This is a genomic window from Mesorhizobium sp. M1A.T.Ca.IN.004.03.1.1, assembly GCF_003997555.1.
Lineage (GTDB): Bacteria > Pseudomonadota > Alphaproteobacteria > Rhizobiales > Rhizobiaceae > Mesorhizobium.
Genome location: NZ_RZTV01000005.1, coordinates 411,281 through 435,008 on the forward strand (window position 1 = coordinate 411,281; position 23,728 = coordinate 435,008).

A 23,728-nucleotide genomic window follows, 5' to 3' on the forward strand; every position below is an offset into this window, starting at 1 on the left:
TCGAGCGATTTGAACCTGGCGTACGACACGCCCCAAATGTCTTTTGACGAGTCTTCATATGAATGGCTCCGAAGGGGCAAGAGGCCCGAATCATATGAGGAAAGCATTCGAACTTAGTTACCGAAGAGTCTTCAGCGCCGCGCAAACCCGTGCTGGGTATGATTGAGCAAATCGCTTAACCATGATATCATGATATCAATTTGGAGGTTTAGCCTTGAGCGATATGCTAATCAGAAATGTACCAGAACCCCTAAAGCGCGAAATTGAGCAAGCCGCTCGAAAAGTCGGCCAGAGCCTATCGGGCAAAGCCATCGATCTTTTGTGGAAGGGCATGAGTGTGGAAAAGGAAAGAAGGCTAGAGCCAAACTTCTCAGCATGGGAGAGTATCCGCTCCGCATTCGCAAACGAAAGCGCAATTGACAACGAGTTTGCTGAGACAATGGCTGAAATCGAAGCTGCGAGGAAACAGGACTTTGGCCCCTTGGTCGAGGGTTTCGATTGATTATTCTCGACACCAACGTCGTTTCCGAAGCAAGCAGGATCACACCTGATCCGAACGTGGTCGAATGGTTTCGCAAACAGGATCTGCTCAATCTTTACCTGTGCGGCCCGGTCGTCATGGAACAATCTTTCGGCGCCGAGAGATTTCTGAATAAGACCGGCTCTGATCGGCACGTTCGTGCTCTCGACCATCTGATCTCGAAGCAGTTTTCGGGTCGCATCGTTGACTTTGCTGGCTCGGTACCTCGCCTTACCGGCAAGCTTCGGGCAATGCGGGAAAATCTCGGTCGTCCGGTCAGTCTTTCCGATGCCATGATTGCGGCTATCTGTCTGGCCCATGACGCTACGCTTGCGACACGCAATGTTCGCGACTTCGACGAGCTTGGCCTGAAGCTCGTGAACCCGTTTGAAGCGGACGCCTGAACATAGCATGGCAGGAGAAACGCCCCTTCGCGTCATCTTTATGGGCACGCCGGAGTTTTCCGTGCCGACGCTCAGCGCCATCGCCGAGGCCGGCCACGAGATTGCCGCCGTCTATACGCAGCCGCCGCGCGCCGCCGGCCGGCGCGGGTTGGAATTGACGCCCTCGCCCGTGCAGCGCGAGGCGGAACGGCTCGGGCTCGAGGTGCGCACGCCGACATCGCTCAAGGCAGAGACCGAGCAGCAGGCCTTTGCCGGTTTGCGGGCCGATGTCGCCGTGGTCGTCGCCTATGGCCTCCTTCTGCCGAAACCCGTTCTTGAGGCCACCAGGCTCGGGTGCCTCAACGGCCATGCCTCACTTTTGCCGCGTTGGCGCGGTGCTGCTCCCATACAGCGCGCCATCATGGCCGGCGATGTCGAAACCGGCATGATGGTGATGCGCATGGAAGAGGGGCTGGACACCGGCCCGGTGGCATTGGTTGAAAAATGCGCCATTGGTCCCGATATGACCGCCGGGGAATTGCATGACCTCCTCATGGCTCGAGGCGCCTCGCTGATGGTGGATGCGCTCGCACAGTTGGGGATAAATTGTCTGACATTTGCCCCGCAGGCGACGGAAGGGGTGACCTATGCGCGAAAGATCGATAAATCGGAGACACGCGTAGACTGGACGCGGCCTGCCGGCGAAGTCCACAATCACATTCGCGGCCTCTCGCCCTTTCCGGGCGCGTGGTGCGAGGTCGAAATTGGTGGCCGCGTGGAGCGGCTGAAACTGCTTCGCTCGACGCTTTCCAACGGCGTCGGCGAGTCGGGAGGTATTCTCGATGATCGGCTGACGGTCGCCTGCGGGTCAGGCGCGGTGCGGCTGGTCGAAGTTCAACGGGCGGGTGGAAGGCCCGCCGCCGCGCAGGAGTTTTTGCGCGGGGCCAAGATCGAAAAAGGAACGAAACTCCAATGAGCATGATGTCGATACGTGCGGCGACGCCGCGGGATCGCGAGGCGATCCGCCTCGTCGAAGAGCATGCCTTCGGCCAGCAGGCGGAGGCCGGCCTGGTCGATGCGCTGGTCACCGGCGGCGACGCCGTCGTCGAGCTGGTTGCGGAAGAAGATGGCCAGGTCGTCGGCCACATCCTGTTTTCCAGGCTTTTTGTGCAGAACGGCGGCAAGCGCTTCGCGGCCGTGGCGCTGGCGCCGCTGGCCGTCGAGCCGTCCTTCCACGGCACCGGCATCGGCGGCGCGCTGATCCGCGAGGCGCATGTCCGCCTGAAGGAAGCCGGCGAGGCTTTGGCGGTGGTGCTCGGCGATCCGGCCTATTACGGCCGCTTCGGCTACACCCACGCCCGCGCCGAGAAATTCGAGAGCGAATACCAGGGCGAGGCGCTGCAGGCGCTGGCCTGGGGCGACGCGCCCGAGGCCGGCAGACTGCTATACGCTTCGGCCTTCACCGCGCTGGCCGCCTAGGCGAGCGCGAACGCAGAGCTGGCATGCCGCGTTTTCGACTCGATATCGAATATGACGGCAGCCAATTCGCCGGCTGGCAGCATCAGGCGGACCAGCTTTCGGTGCAGCAGGCGATCGAGCAGGCGATCGAAAAGTTCTGCGGCGAAGAGGTGCGAATACGTGCCGCCGGCCGCACCGATGCCGGCGTGCACGCGACCGCCCAGGTGGCCCATGTGGATCTGGCCAGGGACTGGGCGGGCGACAAGGTGCGCGACGCCGTCAACGCCCATCTGCAGGCAGCCGGCGCGCGCATCGCCATCCTCAAGGCTGCCGTCGTCGCCAACGATTTCGATGCGCGGTTTTCGGCCACCGGCCGCCATTATCTCTATCGCATCCTCAACCGCCGCGCCCCGTCGGCGCTTGAAAAGGGCAAGGTCTGGTGGGTGCCGAAACGGCTCGATGCCGAGGCCATGCACGAGGCGGCTAAGGTGCTGCTCGGGCGGCACGATTTCACCACCTTCCGCTCCACCCAGTGCCAGGCCGAAAGCCCGGTGCGCACGCTTGACCGTCTCGATGTCACCCGCGCCGGAGATCTCATTGAGGTGCGAACCTCGGCGCGCTCCTTCCTGCACAACCAGGTGCGCTCGATGGTCGGCTCACTGCGCAGGGTGGGCGACGGCTCCTGGAGCGCCGCCGATCTCAAGGCAGCGCTCGAAGCGCGCAACCGGGCAGCCTGCGGACAGGTAGCGCTGCCCGACGGCCTGTTCTTGGTCGGGGTGGATTATCCGGCGACGGCTGACAAACCCGCCGCGGCAGAGGACGCGGAGACCTAGCCCCTCGCGCCGTCCGGAATGTCGATGCCGAGCAGCGCCTGCAGCCCGAACAAGACGAGCAGCGAGGCGACGAACATGCCGACAAACACCGCGGTGCCGGCAGCCGCGCCCTTGCCGATCGTCGCGTTGGTCATGCGCCAGGTCAGCACCATCGACAGCGCGAACAGAAGCAGCGAGACCAGGCCGCTGACCTCGTCGGTCGAGGGCAGGAACAGCCTCAGCAGCGCCGACGGCAGCATCAGCCAGGCGATGATCGCGGAGGCCCAGTTGGAGGCGACGACGTAGTGGACGAAGCGGCCGCCGATGCCGGCGCGCGGCGCGACCAGCGCAAGCGCCACCAGCGGCAGCACCCAGGAACCGATGTCGACGGTTGCCAGCCGGAGCAGCATGCCGAGCCGCCCGGCGAACGCATTCGGATCGCCTATCTCATTGGCGATGCCGACCCAGCCGACGATCAGCGCCGGCGCCGCCACGACGATGGCGAAGAAGGAATTCCAAAAACCGTCCGCAGACAGATCGAGCATGCGCAGGCCGTCGGCCCTGCCGAGCATCAGCCGCCAGGCGCCGGCCAGCGAAGCAAAGGTTTCGTCCGTTGACAGCATGGTCACGTCAGACCTTGTCCGAACCAGTCCTCGATAAAGCGCTCGTATATCCCTGTCAGCGTCTCGAGATCGGCGACCGCCACGCGCTCGTCGACCATGTGCATGGTCTTGCCGACCAGCCCGAACTCGACCACCGGGCAAAAATCCTTGATGAAACGCGCATCCGAAGTGCCGCCGGAGGTGGAGAGCGAAGGCCTCTTGCCGACCACCGCGGCCACGGAACCGCTCAGCGTGTCGATCAGCTTTTCGTCGCGGGTAAGGAAGACATGGCTCGGCCGGTCGCGCCAGACAAGCTCGTAGTCGACGGCGGTCTTCTTGCCCGGCCGATATTTCTTGCGGCCCGCCGCCTGGTCGAGCCGGTTGTGGATCTCGGCCTGGACGGTCTCGGCATCCCAAGTGTCGTTGAAGCGGATGTTGAACGTGGCGGTGGCCTTGGCCGGGATGACATTGGTCGCCGGGTTGCCGACGTCGATCGACGTCACTTCCAGATTGGTCGGCTGGAAATCCTTTGTTCCCCTGTCGAACACCGGATGGAGCAGCGCGTCGACAAGGCTCATAAGCCCGCGCACCGGGTTGTCGGCAAGTTGCGGATAGGCGGCGTGGCCCTGACGGCCATTGACGATGACGCTGCCGGAGAGCGAGCCGCGCCGGCCGATCTTGATCATATCGCCAAGCGCATCCGGATTGGTCGGCTCGCCGACGATCGAGGCGTCCCATTTCTCGCCCTTGGCGGCAGCCCAGTCGAGCAGCTTCACCGTGCCGTTGATGGCCGGCCCTTCCTCGTCGCCGGTGATCAGCAGCGAGACCGAGCCTTTCGGGCCGCCATTGTTCTCGATGTGGCGCGCCACCGCGGCGATGAAGCAGGCGATGCCGCCTTTCATGTCGACGGCGCCGCGGCCATACATCTCGCCATTGGCGATCTCGGCGGCAAAGGGCGGATGCGTCCACGCCGCCTCGTCGCCGACCGGCACCACGTCGGTATGGCCGGCAAACATCAGATGTGGGCCGTTGCCGGAGCGGCGCGCATAGAGATTTTCGATGTTCGGCGTGCCATCTTCCGAGAATATCGGCCGCTCTACGGCGAAGCCGAGTGGCTTCAGCATGTCTTCCAAGGTCTGCAGCGCGCCGCCTTCGGCGGGCGTCACGGAAGGGCAGCGGATCAGGGCGGCAAGGTTCTGGGCAGGGTCGGTCGGCAATTTCATGGGCAAAGCGATAGTCGAAAGCGGCAGGCCTGTCACGGTGGCAGATGTTCGCCGAGCAAGCCGCCGACAATATGGTTGTCGTGTCGTATAGTCGCGCGGGCCAGGACGGGATGATCGCATGGCCAAAGAAGGAAAGACGATCTCGATAGCCGGCGCCGGCAGCATCGGCTGCTATGTCGGCGGCTGCCTAGCGCTCGCCGGGCGTAAGGTCGTCTTCCTTGGCCGCGGCCGCATTGTGGAGGCGTTGCGCAACGGGCTGCGGATCAGCGATCTTGACGGCCGCGACAGACGCATCGGGCCTGAGACGCTGGCGGTCAGCGACGATCCGGCGCTGGCGCTGCGCAACGCGGATATCGTTCTGGTAACCGTAAAGAGCGGCGCGACCGAGGAGATGGCGGCGCTTGTTGCGGCTCATGCCCGCCCCGATGCCATTGTGATCAGCCTGCAGAATGGCGTCGACAATCCGGACAAACTGCGTGGAGCGCTTCCCGCGCATCGCGTGCTTGCCGGTATGGTTGCGTTCAACGTCGTGCAATCGCCGGATGGCGAGACGCCGTTCAGCGTCCGCCGCGCCAGCGACGGCATGGTCATCATCGAGAATACTGAGCCCGGCCTTTCAGCACTGCTCAATGTCGAAGGACTTGGGGTCGAAACCCATGCCGACATGAGGGCGGTGCAGTGGAGCAAACTGCTGATGAACCTCAACAATGCGCTGGTCGCGCTCTCCGATCTGCCGCTGGCGACCGAATTGGCGGACCGCGGCTGGCGCGTCATTCTGGCGGACCAGATCGACGAGGCGCTGGCCGCAATGAAAGCTTGTCGTATCGAGCCGGCGCGCATCGCTGGGCCGCCCCCATGGCTGCTGCCGAAAGTGCTGCGGCTTCCGGACTGGCTGTTCGGAATCCTGGCCCGGCGGCTGCTGGCGATCGACCCCAAGGCGCGCTCCTCGATGTGGGACGATCTCCATCGTCGTCGGCCGACCGAGGTCGACGAATTGCAGGGAGCGATACTGCGGCTCGCGCAAAAGACCGGAGTGCCGGCGCCTGTGACGAAGCGCATCATGGCGCTGGTGCGTCAGGCGGAAGCGGACAGGCGCGGTCCGCCCGGATTGACGCCCGACGAGGTCAGCCGCGGTCTTCGATCAGCGTGATATTTGCGCGACAGGTTCGAGCTCAAATTCTCGGTCTCGTTGACGCCAAGGATGGCAACATCGTCGACCGATTACGTTATCTCTGTGATTTAGAGCCGGATCAGATTTGAGGTCGAAACGACCTAAAAATCATCCGGCGCTAGCGGTCGGCGGGCGCATTCGTGCGGCTGCCGTAGCGATTGGATCCGGGCTGTCCCGGAAACAGGCAGAGCACCAGGAAGGCAACGATCGACACGACGGGAACGAACAGCACCAGCGCCGCGATGCCCGGCTTGTCGAGGTCGTGCAGCCGCTTCACTGCCAGCACGACGTTCGACCACAACGAGGCGAGGAACGTGAGGAAGAAGACGAACGACCACATGTTGCTCTCGGCCGAACCTTCCGGCACCAGCGTGAAGCGATAAAGCGGAAAGGCCTGGACGATAGCAACCAGCAATCCGCCGAGAAAATAAGCCGCGCGGCTGACGCGGCCCGAGGTTTTGAAGAAGAGCCAGATGAAGTCTGCTTTTTCAGGCAAGCGGGTCCGGTCCGTATTGATTGGCGCCCCTGGTGCCTTCGAGCATGCCCAGTTCGATGAGCAGCCAGATGCCGCCGATGATGGGTATAAGGCCGATCAGTGTCCACCAGCCCGACTTGTTACGGTCGTGCCAGCGTTTGGCATAGAGAGCAATCGCGAAATAGATCGATGCCAGCGCGACCAGGATGCCGAGGATGCCCATCTGGTCGCCGCCGGCGGTGGTGAAACGTGTGCCGAGGATCGAGTCGAGAATGAACGCAATGATGGCGATGACGATGAATATGCCGATGCCGGCCCAGAACTTGGCCCGGTTGATGCGGCCGTCGAAACTCGTCAGCAGATACTTCCAGTCCATGACGCCCCTCCGTTGAACCAGCGCGACGGAATGTCGCGCCGGCGGAGGGTGCGTCTGTTCGCGGGAAAGATCAATCGCGCAGCAATTCGTTGATCGACGTCTTGGAGCGGGTCCTGGCGTCGACGCGCTTGACGATGACGGCGCAGTAGAGGCTCGGGCCCGGCTCGCCATTTGGCAGCGGCTTGCCCGGCAGCGAGCCGGCGACGACCACCGAATTTGCCGGCACTTCACCGTAGAAGACCTCGCCGGTGGCGCGGTCGACGATCTTGGTCGACTGGCCGATGAACACGCCCATGCCGAGCACCGAGCCTTCGCGCACGATGCAGCCTTCGACCACCTCGGAGCGCGCGCCGATGAAGCAATTGTCCTCGATGATGGTCGGACCGGCCTGCATCGGCTCCAGCACGCCGCCAATGCCGACGCCGCCGGAGAGATGCACGTTCTTGCCGATCTGGGCGCAAGAGCCGACCGAGGCCCAGGTGTCGACCATGGTGCCTGTGTCGACATAGGCACCGACATTGACGAAGGACGGCATCAGCACCGCGCCCGGGGCAACATAGGCCGAGCGGCGCACGACCGAGGACGGCACGGCGCGGAAGCCGGCCTTCTCGAAATCGACCGCGCCCCAGCCCTCGAACTTCGACGGCACCTTGTCCCACCATACCGAGTGGCCCGGGCCGCCCTTGATGATCTCCATCGGGTTCAGCCGGAAGGAGAGCAGTACCGCCTTCTTCAGCCACTGGTTGACCAGCCACTTGCCGTCGTCCTGCCGCTCGGCGACGCGAACCACGCCGCGGTCGAGCAAGTCGAGCGCCGACTGGATGGCGTCGCGCGTTTCGCCGCGGGTCGCGGTCGAAATCGTATCGCGCTCCTCGAAGGCCTTTTCGATGGTCTTTTCGAGGCTCGCCAGATCGGGCTTCGACATGAATTTGCTCCATTACAAAGCTGTTAAGGCCTGCGCCTTAACCTGTTTTGAAATCGCGCGGACCCTATGTGAAGCCTTAATGGGGGTCAATCGCGACTGCGTCACGGGACGGCGCAAGTAAAGGAATTAGGACGGTGGATTCGATGACACCCATGGAAAAGGCGGGCTGGACGCCGCTGCCCCACTCGGACGAGGATCTCGAGCGGTCGAAAAGCGTGCCGGACACGCCGCAGACGCGGGCCGAAACCTATCGCCTGGCCTGGAACGATCCCGACTTCATGACGCGGCGCGAATTGCGTCCGGTGCGCCTGCAGCTCGAGCTCTTGAAGCCGGAGATGATCCTTGCCGAGCGCGGCATCCGCTCGACCGTCATCCTGTTCGGCGGGGCGCGGCTTCCCGAGCCGGGCGGCGCCGCCTGGGCCGCCAAGAACGAGACGCAGAAGAAGAACCTCGAGCTGAACAGCAAATATTACGAAGAGGCGCGCAAGTTCGCCCGGCTGTGCTCGCAGCAGTCGGCCACGTCCTACTATCGCGAATTCGTCGTCGTCACCGGCGGCGGACCGGGAGTCATGGAGGCGGGCAATCGCGGCGCCGACGATGTTGGCGCGCCGTCGATCGGCTTGAACATCGTGCTGCCGCACGAGCAGGCGCCGAACGCCTATGTGACGCCCGAGCTCTGCTTCAACTTCCACTATTTCGCCATCCGCAAGATGCATTTCGTCATGCGCGCCAAGGCGGTCGCCGTGTTTCCGGGCGGCTTCGGCACGATGGACGAATTCTTCGAGACGCTGACGCTGATCCAGACCGGGCGCATGGAGCGCGTGCCGGTGATCCTATTCGGCAAGACGTTCTGGCAACGGGCGATCGACCTCGACTTCCTTGCCGAGCAAGGCACGATCTCGCCCGGCGACCAGGACATCATCGATTTCGTCGACACCGCCGACGAAGCCTGGGACATCGTTCGCCGCTTCTACAGCCTCTGAGTGCGCGCTCGTCGTTACCGCAATGACCAGCGAGTTCTGACGACGGCGCCGGCAATCTGGAGTTGGGTCAGCCCGGGACCTCGACGATTGCCGTCAGGAAGCCGGCGAGGTCGTCGGTGACGAAATCCACGTCGTCCTCATTCGCCGGGTCGCGCTCCCAGATCTCGGAGAAAGTCGGCTCGAAATTGCGCGGCACGACCAGCACCGTCGTCATGCCGAGCGATTTCGGCACAGAGAGGTTGCGCGCCAGGTCCTCGAACATCACCGCGTTGTGGCCGGTCACGGAATGCAGCTCGGCGAACCGCTCATAGGTCTGGCGGGCCGGCTTGGGGTTGAGACCCGCCGCGACGATGTCGAAGATGTCGTCGAAATGATCCAATACGCCGAGCTGGCGCGCGGCGCGCTCGGCATGCTTGCGGTCGCCATTGGTGAAAATGAACTTGCGGCCCGGCAATTGGCGGATCGCGGCACCGAGCACCGGATCGGGCACCAGCCAGGAATAGTCGATGTCGTGCACCTTCTCGAGGAAGTCGTCGGGGTCGATGCCGTGGCGCGCCATCAGCCCGTTCAGCGTCGTGCCGTACTCCAGGTAGAGCTCTTTCTGCAGCTTGCGCGCCTCCTCGCGCGAGAGCGTCAGCAGCTCGCCGACATAGGCAGTCATCTTCACGTCGATCTGCGCGAACAGGTTCGAGTGATGCGGATAGAGCGTGTTGTCGAGGTCGAATACCCAATCCGTGACATGGGCAAAACGGGCGGGCTCGGGTGTCGTCGTCATGGCCTCCTTATGGCATGCGGACGCGGAGTTTATCCACAACTTCCGCGCGTCTTGCGTCGTGAAAATGGCGCCTCCCTTCAAATTTTAATCGTCCCGGAAAGGTCACCTTCAGCGCTTGCTGGCACAGAGGCAGTCCGTTGGGAGACAGCGATGAGTCGCATAATCTTGAAGTCCGCAGTCGTCGCGTTCGCTTCGGTCGCTGTCTCGCTCTTGTTGACGCTGGTTGTGGTCCCGGCCATGGGCTTTCCGATCAGCCGCACCGTCTGGCTGACGGCCACAGTTTGCCCTTTGATTCTCGCCTGGATCGCCAGCGTCGGCACCTTCTGGCAAAGCGACCGGCTGAAAAATGCGCATCGCGAGCTTGCCCGCGCGCATGCCCAGCTCGCCGCGGCCCACAGACGCCTGTCGGAGAAGGCAAGCCGCGACGACATGACCGGCATGCTCAACCGCGAGACCTTCTTCGCCGCGCTCGACGGTTCCCGGCGCAAGGCCGATCGCGGCGCCCTGCTGATCATCGATGCCGACCACTTCAAGACCATCAACGACAATTACGGTCACCTGACCGGCGACGATGCGCTGCTTCTGATCGCCGGCGCCATCGAGCGCGGCGTGCGCAGCGGCGATGTGCTCGGCCGAATCGGCGGCGAGGAGTTCGCCGCCTTCCTGGTTGGCGCCACCGAACCGGAAGCAAGGCGCGTGGCCGAGCGCATCCGCCGCGAGGTCGAACTGATCCGCTTTCGCCCCGTCGACGAGCGGACCGTGCCTTTGACGGTCTCGATCGGCGGCATCACCTGTGGCGAGAGCGCCACCGTGTCGGAGCTGATGCGCGCCGCTGACCGCAGGCTCTACGAGGCCAAGCATCGCGGCCGCAACCTGTCCGTTCTTGATCGCGATCTCTCGGAAGCCGCCTGAGGGCTTGCGGCTCTTCGGCACGACCATGGCGCGGAAGAATCTCGGCCGCGTGCGCATCGCCGACTGGATCGGCAAAGGCGGCGATTATCCGACGAATGAGGAGACGGCGGGCCATCACGATATGGGCGGCACCCGCATGGTACCTGCCGGCTGGGCGTCCACCTCAGGAAGGTGATCACAGTCTGAACCCCGAAAAGGCAGGCGGCGCCGGCGCCTGCAATGGCAACCGGCGCCGCCCTGGCGCGCCTTTGGGGGTGGATCTACAGTCCGTAAACGGCGACCCGCACCAGCACGGCCGCGGCGGCAAGTGCCACCAGCAGGATGCCGAGGCCGATGGGCGAGCCCCAGCCATACCATTCCATGGCCAGCTTGGCGTATCTGTACTCCTCCTCATGCGAGAGAGGGGGGCGCTGTTGAATCAAGCTCATTGTTCACTCCTGTCGGCGACTTTGCCCTTGCTTCGCAAAGGGTGGCATCGCATATTGATACGATAGTCTGAATGTTAGACAACTTGATAGTTAGATGATCGAACTAAATTCGTCAAGCATGAATCGTGCTGAGATGACGGCGGCCGTCAGCCGTGCCGTCATGCGCTGGCAGGACGCGACGCAAGCCTATGACGAGGCGGTCGGGGAGCGGCTTGGGCTGATCGCGGCCGAGCGGCATTGTCTGGGCTTGCTCTATGCGGGGCCGCAATCGGCCGGCGCCGTGGCGGCGGCGACGGGGCTGACGCCGGCAGCGGTGACGGCCTTGATCGACCGCCTTGAGGCGCGTGGGCTCGTTACCCGAACCCGCAGCCTGGAAGACAGGCGCAAGGTGGTGATAGAGGCGACCGACCTGACCAGAGAACTTTCGGAGCGCTACTATGGCGCCATCGCGCGCGAGGGCGAGAAAGTGATGGCGGCTTTCAGCGACGCCGAGTTGGCGACCGTGCTGCGCTTCATCGACGCCGCGCTGGAGCTGCAAAGCGAGCAGTTGGCGAGGCTCAAGGCCGAGCCGGCTTCGGCCGGCTGATGCCCGAGGGACCGGACACTGGCGGCTTGCTTCCGCAAACCCAGAGCGGCTCAGTCGCCTTTTAGCCACCGAACCGCTCTGAGGCCGGCTGGGCGAAAGCCGGACCCCGAAGCGCGCCGCACCGAACGATTTCGGGCTCGCGCATTTTGGTTCAATGCCTAGACCGTGGCGGGGTCGAGCGCCGGCTGACCCTTGAACCGCGTGACGATCCCGGCGAGGTCGTCGCCGGCGAATGCATCGCGCAATGCGTCGAAGGACGGCAGCACGAAGTAGGCGCGCTGGAACTTGTCGATCTCGTAGCCGGTGCGCATCACCGTCTCCAGGTCGAACGGCACATGATGGGCGTCCTTGCTTTCGACCGCGAATTGCAGCTCGGTGAAAGACGATATCAGTCCTGCGCCGAAAGCCTTTACCGGCTGGCCGGCTTCCTGGATGAGGCCGTATTCGGCGCTGTACCAGTAGAGCCGGGTGATCATCTCGTCGCCGCCCAGCGCGATCATGTCCTCGGCCTTCTCACCATACATCTGCATGAAATCGGCGAACACCGGCTGCGTCAGGATCGGCACATGCCCGAAGAAGTCATGGAACATGTCCGGCTCGACGATGTAGTCGAGTTCCTGCCTGGTCCGCAGCCAGTTGGTGACCGGGAAACGGCGGTTCGCGAGATGGTCGAAGAAGGGGCCGGCGGGGATCAGCCCGGGCACCGCCACGATTTCCCAGCCCGTGAGCTTGCGCAATTTCTCGCTGATGGCGTCGAAATCCGGAATCTTGTCGAGCAGCCCGAGCGTCGCGACGCCGTCGAGATAGGAACGGTGCGCCAGCCTCTGCGTCAGCTTCGTCTGGCGATCGCAGAGCGTGCGCCACACTGCCTGCTCGTCGGCGGAATAGTCATAATCCTGAGCCACTGTGAAGTCGGCGCGGCACACCGAATAGTCGCCGCGAAGGCCTTGCGCCGCGCACTCGCGGGCATAGTCGGCAACGCTGATCGTCATTTCTTCCTCCTGAAAAAAATCGTCGGTTCCCGGATGGTGGCGTCATCGTAGCCGCGGCTCGTGAGGCAAATCAGCCTTCTTTGTAGCCAAGCGAGGGATTTTGAGGTAAACTTCGCTCAAATTTAAACGTTTAGGAGGGAAAATGCCTCAGTTGGATGAGTTCGAAATAAGAATGCTGGACACCCTGCAGCGCGACGGGCGCAAGGCCGTGTCGGAACTCGCGCAGGAGATCGGTCTGTCGACCACTCCCTGCGCTCGGCGCTTCGAGGCGCTGCAAGGCGCCGGCATCATCAAGGGCTTTGCCGCCGTGCTCAGCCGACGCGCGCTGGGGCTGACGGTCGAGGTGTTCATCCAGGTCCGCCTGGTGAGCCACAGCGACGGCTCGCCGGAAAGTTTTATCGCCGCCGTGCAGCGCATGGACGAGGTTTCGTCCTGCTGGACGATGACCGGCGACCACGATTTCCTGCTGCATGTGATGGTGCCGTCGGTGGACGATCTCAATGCTTTCGTCATGCACCGGCTGATGCGGCTGCCCGGCGTCCGCGACGTCCACACCCAGCTTGTGCTGCAGAACATCAAGGGCCCAGGCCACGTGCCGCTCAGCCATTTGCGGCGGTAATCGTGCCCGAAACGGTTCCTCCGCAAAGAACGGCCCGACAATGTGGTCGGAGCGAATCTACTTCGGGACGATTTCCCCGATATCAACTGAAATTAAGGTTACACGAACCTTAACAAAAGACGCGCTCGGAAATTTACGCAATGTTTCGTGCGTCGTCTCTTGCGATCTGGAGAAAGTGTGACCATGCATTATTCGGTAACTCACGATTGTTGCATGGAATCCTTAGCGGGCCGCTGTGCCGGTGCAATCGCATGATCCGTTTACCGGCGGTTAGCAACATTAGTGTCTTATAATGAACCAGGCTTGCCTTCGTCCTTCCGTAAGGACTTGACGGACTTCGCTTGCTCGAACCCGTTCATGCGGAGGATGATCGCAAAGGAGCATTGCATGCAACTGACGGAGGACGTGGCTCAGAGGGTCACTGAAGCGATTTCACGCCCGCCGTGGAAATCCGCCGATCCGACGCTTTTTGCGATGCTGCTGCAGAAGAACGCGGATCAGAATCGCAAGGTCGTGCGCTGGGGCATAGCGGCGGCCGTGTTGAGCTACATATGCTACGGGGCCTTCGACTGGTTCCTTTTCCCCGACATTGCCGACCGTGTGATTCTGACGCGCCTGACGTTGGGATTGACCTTCCTGGTGCTTGTCGAACTTGTTGCTCGACGCGATTTTGCCGTCACCACTCTGCACTACGTTGCTGCTCTGGCGATCGTGGCGGGCGCGATCGGATGGCTGCTGTCGGCCCTCGGAACGACGCATCAGGAGGCGCTGTCCCATTTCATCATCTTCGGCACGGTTTTCATTCTCGGTGCCAATCTTTTCTTCAACTTCCGGCTATGGCTCTCGGCGCTGTCGTCCGCAACCGTGACAATAGCATTCCTCGGCGCCACGCTGTGCTTGCTTCAAGCCGATCTTGGCACCCGTCTGGTGCTTGCAACCTATTTCGTGAATTGCCTTGTTTTGTCGCTTTATCTGTCATGGCGCCTCAGCATGGAGCGCTACCAAACCTTCCTGCATGCCCTTCAGGCGCAGATCCAGGAGCAGGTCGCCATCGAAAATGGTCAAAAGCTCATCGAGATCGCAGACACCGACCCGCTTACCGGGCTTAAGAACCGCAGGGCGATCACCCGAGAATTCGCGGAGTTGTGCAAGGAATGGGCCAGGGACAATGACGAAATAGGCGTCATTCTCATGGACGTGGACTACTTCAAGCGGTTCAACGACCGGCTCGGCCATCAGGCCGGCGACGACTGCCTGATCGAGCTTGCCCGAGCCTTCGACGAGACGGCGGCGTCCAATCACGCCATCGCGGGACGGTACGGCGGCGAGGAATTCGTCGTGCTCTGCAAGGTCGCCGGACCGGATCACCTGCGCGAGGTGACCCATCAATTCTGCCGGGCCGTCGAGGACTTGAACATCTCCCATCCCGATCGGGACGATAAACTCAACATCGTCACCATCAGCGCTGGCGCCTCGTTGACGCGCGCCGATCAAAGCATAGAGCTTCGGATCTTGTTGCAGGAGGCCGATCGCGCGCTTTACGCCTCCAAGTTTTCCGGTCGCGCGACCTTCACCATCTATGATGCGCAGGCCATCGATCAGAAGCGCGCCAGCCAGAATCTTTCGGAACTGCTCAAGCAAGCCGTTTCGGAGGGACTGGTCTCCGTCGTCTATCAGCCGATCTGCGATGCGATATCCGGCAAGGTGCTTGGCCATGAGTCGTTGATGCGGCTGCGCGACTTCGACGGCAGCGTGATCAGCCCGTCCGTGTTCATACCTGTCGCCGAGCAGACCGGCGGGATCGAGGAACTCGGGATGTGGGTGATCGATCGGGCTTGCGGCGACATGGTCGAGCACGGATTGGGATCGGTCGTGTCCGTGAACGTCTCGGTCGTCCAGCTCAAGGCTCCGAATTTCCCGCTTCACGTCACCGAGATCCTTGGTCGCCACGGCATGGCGCCTCAGAGGCTGGCGCTCGAGGTCACCGAAGGCAGCGATATATCCCTGGAGGCACAGGCCGCCAGAAGTATCGAGCAGCTTCGAAACCTGGGTGTTCAGATCTGGCTCGATGATTTCGGAACCGGATTTGCGGGTCTGGCCTGGCTCCGTCGTTTCAAGTTCGACGTCGTCAAGATCGATCGCAGTTTCTTGCACGATTGCCAGACGGTTCGAGGCCTGAGCCTGTTGCAGGACATGGTCAGACTGCTGCGCAATCTGGGCCACACGGTCCTTGTCGAGGGTGTCGAGACGAAAGAGCAGCAGAATTTGCTGCAGCACATGGGCATCCAGTCGATCCAGGGCTTCCTGACCGGACGTCCCGTCCCGATCGAAGAGATCATGCAGGCCAGGCAGGACCTCGTCGCTTAGCTTAAGCAGTGCGGCAGGAATGTAGGGCGGCGCCATCTCGGCGAAACGAGCACGCCGCGCGCTGCATCAGAAGCCGGGCCGCTGCACGGCCCGACTTGAAAATCCGGATGTGAAGCGGCTCCGCTACCGCTCCATGGCGGGCGCCGCGAAATCCACGCGTTTGCGGATCTTGCCGTAGACGATGTTCCTATTCGATCCGTAATAGACCTCGGCTTCGACGCGGTTCTTGTCCACCGCGGCATTGATGATGTCCCACATGTCGCCGGCCGACCGCAGGATGAGCGGCCAGTCCATGAACGTCTCCATGTACCCGTCGGTCGTGATCTCGTCGCTGAAATTGGCGAAGAGGAATTCGCCGTCCGGCTTGACCAGTTCCATGGCGCGCTGCAGCAGCCGTGCGCCGACCGGAAGCGGCAGGTAGTCATACAGCCCGGACGCATAGACGAGATCGAATGTGCCAAGCGGGTAGGCGCGCCGCAAAAGACCGCGCACGGATCCGTCCACGGCTTCCACTGCCGTACCGGCGAGGTCACGGTTGACCGTGCCGACGCTCACCGGATCCTGGTCGAGACCGATCCAGCGCTTTAACCTTCTCTCGGCGAGCGCCTTTGAGAGTTCGGCTTCCCGCAAATGGCCGCAGGCGATTGCCAGCACCTCGGCGTTTTCTACCCGGGCAGCCGTTTCGTCGACCGTTTTGGCCAGTATCTCGCGGCGCTCGCGCCCCGCCACCGAGCTTGCCGCTTCGCTCGTATAGGCAAAGATCTCGCGGCCGAGTTCGCTCGACGATGCCACGATCTCGTCGGCGCTCGGGTGCTTGTAGTAGATGTCCAGCAGCGTCGCGTCGCCCGAATAGCCGCGCGGCTTTTCGAAGGACCAGCGCGTGAACGGATCCTGCTTCAGGTAGGCCGCCACGCGGTGCTGCTGAGCGAGCGGGATCAGTTCCTGCCAAAGAGCCGGAGCGACCTCCCGGCGCAGTTCATGCAGTCGACCCGCCAGGCGCTCGACGATTTGCCCTGCGGGCTCCTGGCGCGCGAAAGCCTGATGAGCGAGGTCCAGCACCAGGGCGAGCTGGGCCGCCCGCGCCTTGAGCTCGGCGGCGTCGACCGCCTCCGCGGACGCCGCCTTGTGCTTCTTGATCAACGTCGATGTGATGAGGCTCGCCTCATCGATTTTCAGATCGGGATTCAGCGCCATATGGGCATTTCCTTGTGGTCCCCCACCGACAATTATAAATGCTTAGAGTTTTAATAAAAGTTTAGGGTCAACTGCATTAGTTTCTGCTAATACTCTCCTTGCCGAAGGTTTGAAGCGCCGAAAACCAGAGCTCGATCGAGCTGCGCAACGCGCACGTCCTTAACCTTTTGTTATGCACTGGGCTGACGCCGTCTCCCGCTCTGCGCGACGTTTCGGGTGTGCCCATCAAATCTGTGGGAAAGCTGCATCGAAACTGCTGAACCGCGCCCAGGCGGCTTCGACATCGCCAAATACGACCGGCGGACCGACGCAACGGAGGTCCGCCATGAACATCGTGCTGGTCAACCCGCCGCATACGGCCATCGGCAGCCGCGTGCCCGACGATCACCTGCCGCCTTTGGGTCTGCTGGCGATCGGCGGTCCGCTGCTCGATGCCGGCCATCGGGTGCGCCTGGTCGATGCGGAGTTCGGGCCGATGCCGCTTTCCACGCTCGTCGATGAGGCCCTGAGCGATAACCCGGATTTCGTCCTGATCGGCCATTCCGGCTCGACCTCGGCGCATCCGACCGCGCTGCGGATCGCGGAAATGATCAAAGCCCGCGCGCTAGGGGTCGTCATCCTCTATGGCGGCGTCTTCCCGACCTATCACTGGCGCGACGTGCTCGCCGCAACGGACGTCTTCGACTTCATCGTGCGCGGCGAGGGTGAGGCGACCGCGCTGGCGCTGGTCGAGGCGCTGGAAAGGCGCCGGCCGGTGTCGGGTGTCGCCGGCATCGCCTATCGCGACGATTGCGGCCGACCCTTTGCGGCGCCGCCGGCGATGACGATTACCGATCTCGACGCCTGCCGCATCGGCTGGGAGCTGATCGACCATGGCCGCTACAGCTATTGGGGCGGCAAGCGCGCCGTGGTCATGCAGTTCTCGCGCGGCTGTCCGCATCTGTGCAACTATTGCGGCCAGCGCGGCTTCTGGACCCGCTGGCGACATCGCGACCCGGTCAGCTTCGCCAGGGAGATCGCCTGGCTGCACCGCGAGTATGGCGTCGAACTGGTCAATCTGGCCGACGAGAACCCCACCTCCTCGAAGAAGGCTTGGCGCGCCTTTCTCGATGCGATGATCGCCGAGAACGTGCCGGTGCTGATCGTCGGCTCGACGCGCGCCGACGATATCGTGCGCGATGCCGATATCCTGCACCTTTATCGCAAGGCCGGCGTCATCCGCTGGCTGCTCGGCATGGAGAACACCGACGAGGCCACACTGTCGCTGATCCGCAAGGGCGGCAGCACCAAGTCCGACCGCGAGGCGATCCGGCTGCTTCGCCGGCACGGCATATTGTCCATGGCGACCTGGGTCGTTGGCTTCGAGGATGAGGGTTTTCGCGATCTCTGGCGCGGCTTTCGCCAGCTCATCGCCTATGATCCCGACCAGATCCAGGCGCTCTATGTGACGCCGCATCGCTGGACGCCGTTCTTCCGCATCGCCAAGGATCGCAGGGTGATCCAGAAGGACGTCCGGCTCTGGGACTACAAGCACCAGGTGCTGCATATGACCCGGCTGAAGCCGTGGATGCTGTTCTTCGCCGTCAAACTGATCGAGCTTGCCGTGCAGTCACGGCCGAAAGCGCTGGCGCGCGTCCTTTTCCATCCGGACCCAGAGCAGCGGCATTCGATGCGTTGGTACATCAACATGGGCCGCCGCGTCTGGTTCCGCGAGGTCTGGGGTTTTCTGGTGCGGGACCGCCGCGTGGCCACGGGCCCGACGCTTGCCGAATTCTGGGGCGCGCCGCAGGACGCCGATGAGGAATCGATGGTCTTTCAGCACCCGGCGCGAAAGCCGACCCTGCCCGTCGCGGAAGATAAGCGGGTCGCGGAAAGCAGAAGGCTAGCCGGCTAAATAATCGCTACGGCACGATCAGCGTGCCGGCCCCGTGCTCGGTGAACAGCTCGAGCAGCACCGAATGCGGCGTCTTGCCATTGAGGATGACCACGCCCTCGACGCCGCGCTCGATCGCCTCGATGCAGGTCTCGACCTTCGGGATCATGCCGCCCGATATCGTGCCGTCCTTGATCAGCGCCTTGGCCTCGCCGACCGTCAGCTCGTCGATCAGCTTCTTGTTCTTGTCGAGCACGCCGGGCACGTCGGTCAGGAACAGCAGGCGCGAGGCGCGGCAGGCGCCGGCGATGGCGCCGGCAAAAGTATCGGCGTTGATGTTGTAGGTATGGCCGTCGCGGCCGGGCGCCACCGGCGCCAGCACCGGGATCATCTCGGAACGGGCCAGCAGGTCGAGCAGCGTGCGGTCGACCTCGACCGGCTCGCCGACGAAACCGAGATCCAGCACCCGCTCGATGTTCGAATCCGGGTCGATCATGGTCTTGCGCGCCTTTTCGGCGAAGACCATGTTGCCGTCCTTGCCGCAGAGACCGATCGCCCATTCGCCTTCGGCGTTGATCAGCGCCACGATTTCCTTGTTGATCGAGCCGGCCAGCACCATCTCGACGATCTCGACCGTCTTCTGGTCGGTGACGCGCAACCCGCCCTCGAACTTGGATTCGATGCCCATCTTGTTGAGCATGGCGCCGATCTGCGGCCCGCCGCCGTGGACGACAATCGGGTTGACGCCGGACTGTTTGAGCAGCGCGATGTCGCGCGCAAAGGCCTTGCCGAGCTCGTTGTCGCCCATGGCATGGCCGCCATACTTAACCACCACCGTCTTGTTCTCGTAGCGCTGCATATAAGGAAGCGCGCGCGAGAGCAGCGCGGCCTGCATTTCGGCGTTGGCGGCGATGTCCGTCATCGGTGCTTTCCCTAGGTGGCAAGGATGGCGGGCGTCTTAGCGGGAATTGCCGCAGGTCGCAAACGGCTTTGCGCTCACAATGACGAAATCGGCGGGTTTCAAGGTCTGTCGAGATTCAGGTCAGGCCGAGTCGAGAATGGCGGATTTCGAGAACCGGAACGGAGCGTACTTTCTGGTACGTGAGTACCGGAAAGCGCAGAAAACCGCCATTCGCAGGCCGGCATCACCTGAATATCGACAGACCTAGCCGGGCACCTTGAGCGGCGCGCGGCGCTTCAGCCATCCTGAAATCTTCTCCATTTGCGCTGCGAGCGACAAAAGCGTCTCCTCGTCGCCGGGCCGTCCCGCGGCCTGGATGCCGAGCGGCAGGCCACCTGCGGTGACATGCACCGGCAGCGCGATCGAGGGCTGGCCGCTGACATTGTGGATCGCCGGCCAGGGAGTGAACCACAGGCTCTTGTCCATCAGCTGGCCGAAAAACGATTTGATCCTGAGCAGCCCGGTAAGATGCAATTTGTCGAGGACGTTCTCGACGAGCTCGTCGGCGCCTTTCGGGTCCATCGCGCCGCAGGCGAGCGGCGGGTGCGCAATGATCGGCATCAGCACGGCATCGAAGCGCGCCGTGTCTTCGATCATCTGCCGCGCGGTGGCGTTGAGCCGCTGCACGGCGTCATAGACCTCGCCGGCGGACAGCATTTCGCCGAGGCGACCAAGCACGCGCGTCGCACGTTCGACCTCGCCGGACACCGGGCGGCCGACGCGCTTCGCCTCGGCACGCATCATGCCTGCGACGGCCGACGCGACGCTCTTGCAGAAATCGGCGATGAAGTCGCGGCCGATATAGGGCAGGTCGATCTCTTCCACCGTGTGCCCGCCCTCGCGCGCCAGCGCCACCGCGGTATCCAGCGCTTCCATCGTCTCAGCCGAGATCGGCAGGCCGAGCGGCGATTTGCGGTAGACGGCGAGGCTGAGCCGGCCTGGATCGCGCGCCGCTGCGGCGGTGAAGGCGCCCTTGGGCTCCCGCGCCGCATAAGGCGACAGCGGATCGGCGCCGTGCGTCAGGTCGAGCAGGAGGGCTGTATCGCGCACCGAGCGGCTGACCGCATGGTCGACGACCATGCCGTACCAGCTCTCGCTGGTGAGCGGCGTCAGCGGCACCCGACCGCGCGAGGTCTTGAGCCCGACCAAGCCGCTGCAGGCCGAAGGCACCCGGATCGAGCCGCCGCCGTCGGAAGCGTGCGCCGCCGGCACCACGCCGGCCGCGACGAGCGCCGCCGATCCGCCGGACGAGCCGCCGGTGGTGTGGCCGGTGTTCCAGGGGTTGCGGGTGATGCCGAAGCGGGCCGATTCGGTCATCAGCCGCAGCCCATGCTCAGGCGAGGTGCTGGTAGCGATCGGGATCAGGCCCGCGGCCAGATAGCGCTCGACCATCACCGAGTTGAAATCGGCCGTGAAGGCCGGAATGCGGCTGCCGCCATGGATCGGCACGCCCTTGATGCCGATGCCGAGATCCTTCAGCGCGAAGGGTACGCCGGCGAGCGGCTGCTTGCGGTCGATCGCCTTCGCCCGCGCCCTGGCGGCGTCATAGAGCGGCGTCGCTATGGCGTTGATGTCGGGTCTTGTCGCCTCGGCGCGGGCGATCGCGGCGTCGACCAGCTCCTGCGGCGAGATTTCTCCCTTGTGGATGAGTTCGGCAAGTCCGGTCGCATCCTGTTCCCAAAGCACGCGTTCGATCGACATCGCCGCTCCCCTGTTTTGGCGAAGGCTATCGCATGAAGCCGCAAATCGAAATCCGGATTTGCGTTGTTCATCTCGCATTGCGGAAGATGACTTCACGTACTGACGCCGCGGCAGCCTTGGGTGGACAACACCGCCCGCGCCGTTGCAAATAGATCGCAATCTTCTAATTTGCCTGCATGGGGCCTCAGGACATCAGCAAGCTGATCGTCCGGACTTCGATGAAGGACCGGGCTGCGTTCGATCTGCTCTACAAGCAGACCAGCGGGAAACTTTTCGGCGTCTGCCTTCGTGTATTGAGGGACAAGAGTGAGGCGGAAGAAGCACTGCAGGAGGTCTTCGTCAAGATCTGGACCAAGGCCGATCGTTTCGCGATTTCCGATCTCAGCCCGATTTCCTGGCTGGTGGCCATTGCGCGCAACCATGCGATCGACCGTATCAGGGCCCGGCGCGGTCCTTCCGCCAATATCGATGCAGCGCTCGAGGTCGCCGATCCGGCGCCGGGGCCTGAGGCCATGGCTGTCGCGGGCGGCGAGACCGAACGCATCTACCATTGCCTCGACGAATTGGAGAAACACCGGGCGGCGGCGGTCCGGGGCGCCTATCTCAACGGCGAAAGCTATGCCGAGCTGGCGGAGCGCCACAAGGTCCCGCTGAACACGATGCGGACTTGGCTGCGGCGAAGCTTGCTCAAACTGAGAGAATGCCTGGAAAGATGACGCTGGCGGAAGAAAACGGACCGGAACGCGGAGGCGACGACCTGCTCGCCGCCGAATACGTTCTCGGCGTTCTGGCAGCCGACGAACGCCAGATCGCCTCCCGCCGCATCGATACCGAGGCGGGTTTTGCCCGCCTGGTCGATGCCTGGGAAGCCCATTTCGCGCCGATGGCAGCCGCCTACGCTGCGGTCGAGGCGCCGGCTTCGGTCAAGGCGGCGATCGACCGGCGGCTGTTTGCCTCATCAGTGACCACCCCCGCCGCGCCCAGCACCGGCCTGCTGGGGAGCCTCGCCTTCTGGCGCGGGCTTGCCGCGGCCGCGCTTGCCGCTTTGGCCGTCTTTGTCGCCCTGCCTCTCGTCAATCCGCCGTTGCCGCAGCCCGAAACCAGGCTGGTCGCCTCGCTCGCCGCCGACAACAGCAACGTCAAATACCTCGCTGTCTATGACGCTGCGCGCCAGGAGGTCGGCCTCTCGCATGTTTCCGGCGAACGCGGCGCCGGCAAGGATTTCGAGCTGTGGATGATCGAGGGCAAGACTGCGCCGGTCTCGATGGGCGTCATCCCGGCCGGCCAGACCGCGCGCATGGCCGTCACGCCGGCCGTGCAGGAGAAGCTGGCGCAAGGCGCCGTGCTCGCCGTCAGTCTCGAGCCGGCCGGCGGTTCGCCGACCGGCCAGCCGACCGGCCCCGTCGTCGCTGCCGGCGATCTGAAGGGCATCTGACGACATTTCGGAAAAGAATTGAAGACTAGCCGAAGTCTATCCACCCGACATGTGTCGGCAGCAGCGCTTTCGTGCGCTTAGACGCGGTACGTTTGCATCCGGGCCGGCGAATAAAAAATCTTCGAAGTTCGCGAAACTAAGTTTTTGACGCCTCGTATCTCCTCGCGTTCCCAAGGATGGGGAAAATAACCCGAGGAGACTTATACAATGCGCAAACTCGCCACCCTTCTGCTTGCCTCTGCAATCGGCCTTTCGGCGCTTGGCGCCGTTGCCTATGCCGCCAATCCGATGGTCGGCGGCGCCCCGATGTATGCCAAGAAGAACATCATCGAGAATGCCGTCAATTCGAAGGACCACACCACACTGGTCGCCGCCGTCAAGGCCGCCGGCTTGGTCGACACGCTGCAGACCCGCGGTCCTTTCACCGTCTTTGCCCCGACCAACGAGGCCTTCGCTGCACTTCCGGCCGGCACCGTCGAGACGCTGCTCAAGCCCGAGAACAAGGACAAGCTGACCAAGATCCTCACCTGCCATGTCATTGCCGCCAAGGCGCTGGCCGCCGACGTCGCCAAGATGGCCAAGGCCGATGGCGGTGCGCATGAGGTCAAGACCGTCGGCGGCTGCGCCCTGACGCTGAAGTCCGAAAAGGGCAAGGTCACGGCGACCGACGAGAACGGCAACGTCGCTCATGTCACAATCGCCGACGTGCGCCAGTCGAACGGCGTCATCCACGTCATCGACAAGGTTCTTCTGCCGAAGATGTAACAAAGCGCGTGCGGCCGGCGAAGTGGCGCATGTCCGCGCCGGCCGCACGGTCTCCCTCCCACGATCCGTGCTGCCGTCAAGCGCCGCTCCGCATCGCCAGGGCTTGGGTCGACGCGGGGTGGCGCGCGAACCGTCACCGGCTTTTGCTTTTCCGGTGGCGTCCTAGTTTGTAAGATCACGTCAGGAGGAAAG

At 63.3% G+C, this 23,728-nt stretch carries 27 protein-coding genes; 16 read left to right on the forward strand and 11 right to left on the reverse strand.

Annotated elements, in window-relative coordinates:
* Positions 1-223: 223 nt before the first annotated feature.
* Genes EOD29_RS19125 through truA form a run of 5 tightly spaced genes read left to right on the forward strand, consistent with a single transcriptional unit; the run spans position 224 to position 3,194 of the window.
* A complete protein-coding gene (locus tag EOD29_RS19125; protein ID WP_082953832.1) occupies positions 224-502 on the forward strand; it encodes a plasmid stabilization protein in 279 nt (92 codons plus the stop codon).
* Entirely contained in the window at positions 499-924 is a 426-nt protein-coding gene (locus EOD29_RS19130; RefSeq protein WP_067323771.1) for a type II toxin-antitoxin system VapC family toxin, read from the forward strand. Before EOD29_RS19125 ends, EOD29_RS19130 begins: the two co-directional genes overlap by 4 nt.
* A 7-nt stretch (positions 925-931) precedes the next feature.
* Positions 932-1,879, forward strand: coding sequence for a methionyl-tRNA formyltransferase (fmt, locus tag EOD29_RS19135; RefSeq protein ID WP_127247465.1), 948 nt, complete (start codon positions 932-934; stop codon positions 1,877-1,879).
* Complete coding sequence (locus EOD29_RS19140) at positions 1,876-2,382, forward strand: N-acetyltransferase (RefSeq protein ID WP_067323775.1); 507 nt, start codon at positions 1,876-1,878, stop codon at positions 2,380-2,382. The genes fmt and EOD29_RS19140 overlap by 4 nt, the downstream gene beginning before the upstream one ends.
* 23 nt (positions 2,383-2,405) lie before the next feature.
* A complete protein-coding gene (gene truA / locus EOD29_RS19145; RefSeq protein ID WP_127247466.1) occupies positions 2,406-3,194 on the forward strand; it encodes a tRNA pseudouridine(38-40) synthase TruA in 789 nt (262 codons plus the stop codon).
* Here the strand turns inward: truA and EOD29_RS19150 are convergent.
* Both EOD29_RS19150 and dapE read right to left on the reverse strand, forming a co-directional pair.
* On the reverse strand, positions 3,191-3,796 hold the full coding sequence (locus EOD29_RS19150) for a transporter (RefSeq protein WP_067323778.1): 606 nt from the start codon (positions 3,794-3,796) through the stop codon (positions 3,191-3,193). The genes truA and EOD29_RS19150 overlap by 4 nt on opposite strands.
* Before the next feature lie 2 nt (positions 3,797-3,798).
* Complete coding sequence (gene dapE, locus EOD29_RS19155) at positions 3,799-4,998, reverse strand: succinyl-diaminopimelate desuccinylase (RefSeq protein WP_067003044.1); 1,200 nt, start codon at positions 4,996-4,998, stop codon at positions 3,799-3,801.
* A gap of 118 nt (positions 4,999-5,116) precedes the next feature.
* On the opposite strand from dapE, the gene EOD29_RS19160 reads away from it, so the two are divergent.
* Entirely contained in the window at positions 5,117-6,148 is a 1,032-nt protein-coding gene (locus EOD29_RS19160) for a 2-dehydropantoate 2-reductase (RefSeq protein ID WP_127247467.1), read from the forward strand.
* A gap of 139 nt (positions 6,149-6,287) precedes the next feature.
* Here EOD29_RS19160 and EOD29_RS19165 read toward each other — a convergent pair whose 3' ends face one another.
* The 3 genes from EOD29_RS19165 to dapD form a co-directional block, all read right to left on the reverse strand.
* On the reverse strand, positions 6,288-6,665 hold the full coding sequence (locus EOD29_RS19165; protein ID WP_067003040.1) for a DUF805 domain-containing protein: 378 nt from the start codon (positions 6,663-6,665) through the stop codon (positions 6,288-6,290).
* Positions 6,658-7,020, reverse strand: coding sequence for a DUF805 domain-containing protein (locus EOD29_RS19170; RefSeq protein ID WP_127247468.1), 363 nt, complete (start codon positions 7,018-7,020; stop codon positions 6,658-6,660). Before EOD29_RS19170 ends, EOD29_RS19165 begins: the two co-directional genes overlap by 8 nt.
* Before the next feature lie 70 nt (positions 7,021-7,090).
* Entirely contained in the window at positions 7,091-7,945 is an 855-nt protein-coding gene (gene dapD / locus EOD29_RS19175) for a 2,3,4,5-tetrahydropyridine-2,6-dicarboxylate N-succinyltransferase (protein WP_067323788.1), read from the reverse strand.
* A 143-nt stretch (positions 7,946-8,088) separates the two neighbouring features.
* Between dapD and EOD29_RS19180 the strand changes: the two genes are divergently transcribed.
* Entirely contained in the window at positions 8,089-8,928 is an 840-nt protein-coding gene (locus tag EOD29_RS19180) for an LOG family protein (protein ID WP_127247469.1), read from the forward strand.
* A gap of 67 nt (positions 8,929-8,995) precedes the next feature.
* Here the strand turns inward: EOD29_RS19180 and EOD29_RS19185 are convergent, their stop codons facing one another.
* Positions 8,996-9,703 carry a pyrimidine 5'-nucleotidase gene (locus EOD29_RS19185; protein ID WP_067003034.1) on the reverse strand — a complete coding sequence of 236 codons (708 nt, stop codon included), beginning with the start codon at positions 9,701-9,703 and terminating at the stop codon, positions 8,996-8,998.
* A gap of 150 nt (positions 9,704-9,853) precedes the next feature.
* Between EOD29_RS19185 and EOD29_RS19190 the strand changes: the two genes are divergently transcribed.
* Both EOD29_RS19190 and EOD29_RS19195 read left to right on the forward strand, forming a co-directional pair.
* Entirely contained in the window at positions 9,854-10,615 is a 762-nt protein-coding gene (locus EOD29_RS19190; RefSeq protein WP_067323795.1) for a GGDEF domain-containing protein, read from the forward strand.
* 25 nt (positions 10,616-10,640) lie between these two features.
* Positions 10,641-10,790, forward strand: a complete 150-nt coding sequence (locus EOD29_RS19195; RefSeq protein ID WP_164763779.1) for a hypothetical protein — start codon at positions 10,641-10,643, stop codon at positions 10,788-10,790.
* A gap of 85 nt (positions 10,791-10,875) precedes the next feature.
* On the opposite strand, the gene EOD29_RS35975 is transcribed toward EOD29_RS19195, so the two are convergent.
* Complete coding sequence (locus tag EOD29_RS35975; protein ID WP_164747443.1) at positions 10,876-11,043, reverse strand: hypothetical protein; 168 nt, start codon at positions 11,041-11,043, stop codon at positions 10,876-10,878.
* 94 nt (positions 11,044-11,137) lie between these two features.
* Here EOD29_RS35975 and EOD29_RS19200 point away from each other — a divergent pair, with 94 nt between their 5' ends.
* Positions 11,138-11,629 (forward strand): MarR family transcriptional regulator, encoded by a 492-nt coding sequence (locus EOD29_RS19200; protein ID WP_095799017.1) that lies wholly within the window; start codon positions 11,138-11,140, stop codon positions 11,627-11,629.
* 158 nt (positions 11,630-11,787) lie between these two features.
* Here EOD29_RS19200 and phhA read toward each other — a convergent pair whose 3' ends face one another.
* Positions 11,788-12,621: a phenylalanine 4-monooxygenase gene (phhA, locus tag EOD29_RS19205; RefSeq protein ID WP_127247471.1), complete on the reverse strand. Its 834-nt coding sequence runs from the start codon at positions 12,619-12,621 to the stop codon at positions 11,788-11,790.
* 142 nt (positions 12,622-12,763) lie between these two features.
* Here phhA and EOD29_RS19210 point away from each other — a divergent pair, with 142 nt between their 5' ends.
* Together EOD29_RS19210 and EOD29_RS19215 are read left to right on the forward strand one after the other, a co-directional pair.
* The gene (locus EOD29_RS19210) at positions 12,764-13,240 is read left to right on the forward strand and encodes an Lrp/AsnC family transcriptional regulator (RefSeq protein ID WP_067003023.1); all 477 of its coding nucleotides are present in this window, start codon (positions 12,764-12,766) and stop codon (positions 13,238-13,240) included.
* A gap of 387 nt (positions 13,241-13,627) precedes the next feature.
* A complete protein-coding gene (locus tag EOD29_RS19215) occupies positions 13,628-15,607 on the forward strand; it encodes a GGDEF and EAL domain-containing protein (protein ID WP_127247472.1) in 1,980 nt (659 codons plus the stop codon).
* A 123-nt stretch (positions 15,608-15,730) separates the two neighbouring features.
* On the opposite strand, the gene EOD29_RS19220 is transcribed toward EOD29_RS19215, so the two are convergent.
* The gene (locus tag EOD29_RS19220) at positions 15,731-16,801 is read right to left on the reverse strand and encodes a class I SAM-dependent methyltransferase (RefSeq protein ID WP_095831847.1); all 1,071 of its coding nucleotides are present in this window, start codon (positions 16,799-16,801) and stop codon (positions 15,731-15,733) included.
* Between the two features lie 325 nt (positions 16,802-17,126).
* On the opposite strand from EOD29_RS19220, the gene bchE reads away from it, so the two are divergent.
* Positions 17,127-18,695 carry a magnesium-protoporphyrin IX monomethyl ester anaerobic oxidative cyclase gene (gene bchE, locus EOD29_RS19225; RefSeq protein WP_127247473.1) on the forward strand — a complete coding sequence of 523 codons (1,569 nt, stop codon included), beginning with the start codon at positions 17,127-17,129 and terminating at the stop codon, positions 18,693-18,695.
* Positions 18,696-18,702: 7 nt separating this feature from the next.
* On the opposite strand, the gene argB is transcribed toward bchE, so the two are convergent.
* Together argB and EOD29_RS19235 are read right to left on the reverse strand one after the other, a co-directional pair.
* A complete protein-coding gene (gene argB, locus EOD29_RS19230; RefSeq protein ID WP_067003018.1) occupies positions 18,703-19,596 on the reverse strand; it encodes an acetylglutamate kinase in 894 nt (297 codons plus the stop codon).
* A 243-nt stretch (positions 19,597-19,839) separates the two neighbouring features.
* On the reverse strand, positions 19,840-21,336 hold the full coding sequence (locus tag EOD29_RS19235) for an amidase (RefSeq protein ID WP_095799020.1): 1,497 nt from the start codon (positions 21,334-21,336) through the stop codon (positions 19,840-19,842).
* 176 nt (positions 21,337-21,512) lie between these two features.
* Here EOD29_RS19235 and EOD29_RS19240 point away from each other — a divergent pair, with 176 nt between their 5' ends.
* From EOD29_RS19240 to EOD29_RS19250, 3 genes are all read left to right on the forward strand, one after another.
* Positions 21,513-22,052: a sigma-70 family RNA polymerase sigma factor gene (locus EOD29_RS19240; protein ID WP_095799021.1), complete on the forward strand. Its 540-nt coding sequence runs from the start codon at positions 21,513-21,515 to the stop codon at positions 22,050-22,052.
* On the forward strand, positions 22,049-22,771 hold the full coding sequence (locus EOD29_RS19245) for an anti-sigma factor (RefSeq protein ID WP_176477540.1): 723 nt from the start codon (positions 22,049-22,051) through the stop codon (positions 22,769-22,771). Before EOD29_RS19240 ends, EOD29_RS19245 begins: the two co-directional genes overlap by 4 nt.
* Before the next feature lie 207 nt (positions 22,772-22,978).
* The gene (locus tag EOD29_RS19250) at positions 22,979-23,536 is read left to right on the forward strand and encodes a fasciclin domain-containing protein (RefSeq protein WP_127247474.1); all 558 of its coding nucleotides are present in this window, start codon (positions 22,979-22,981) and stop codon (positions 23,534-23,536) included.
* The last annotated feature ends 192 nt before the right edge of the window (positions 23,537-23,728 follow it).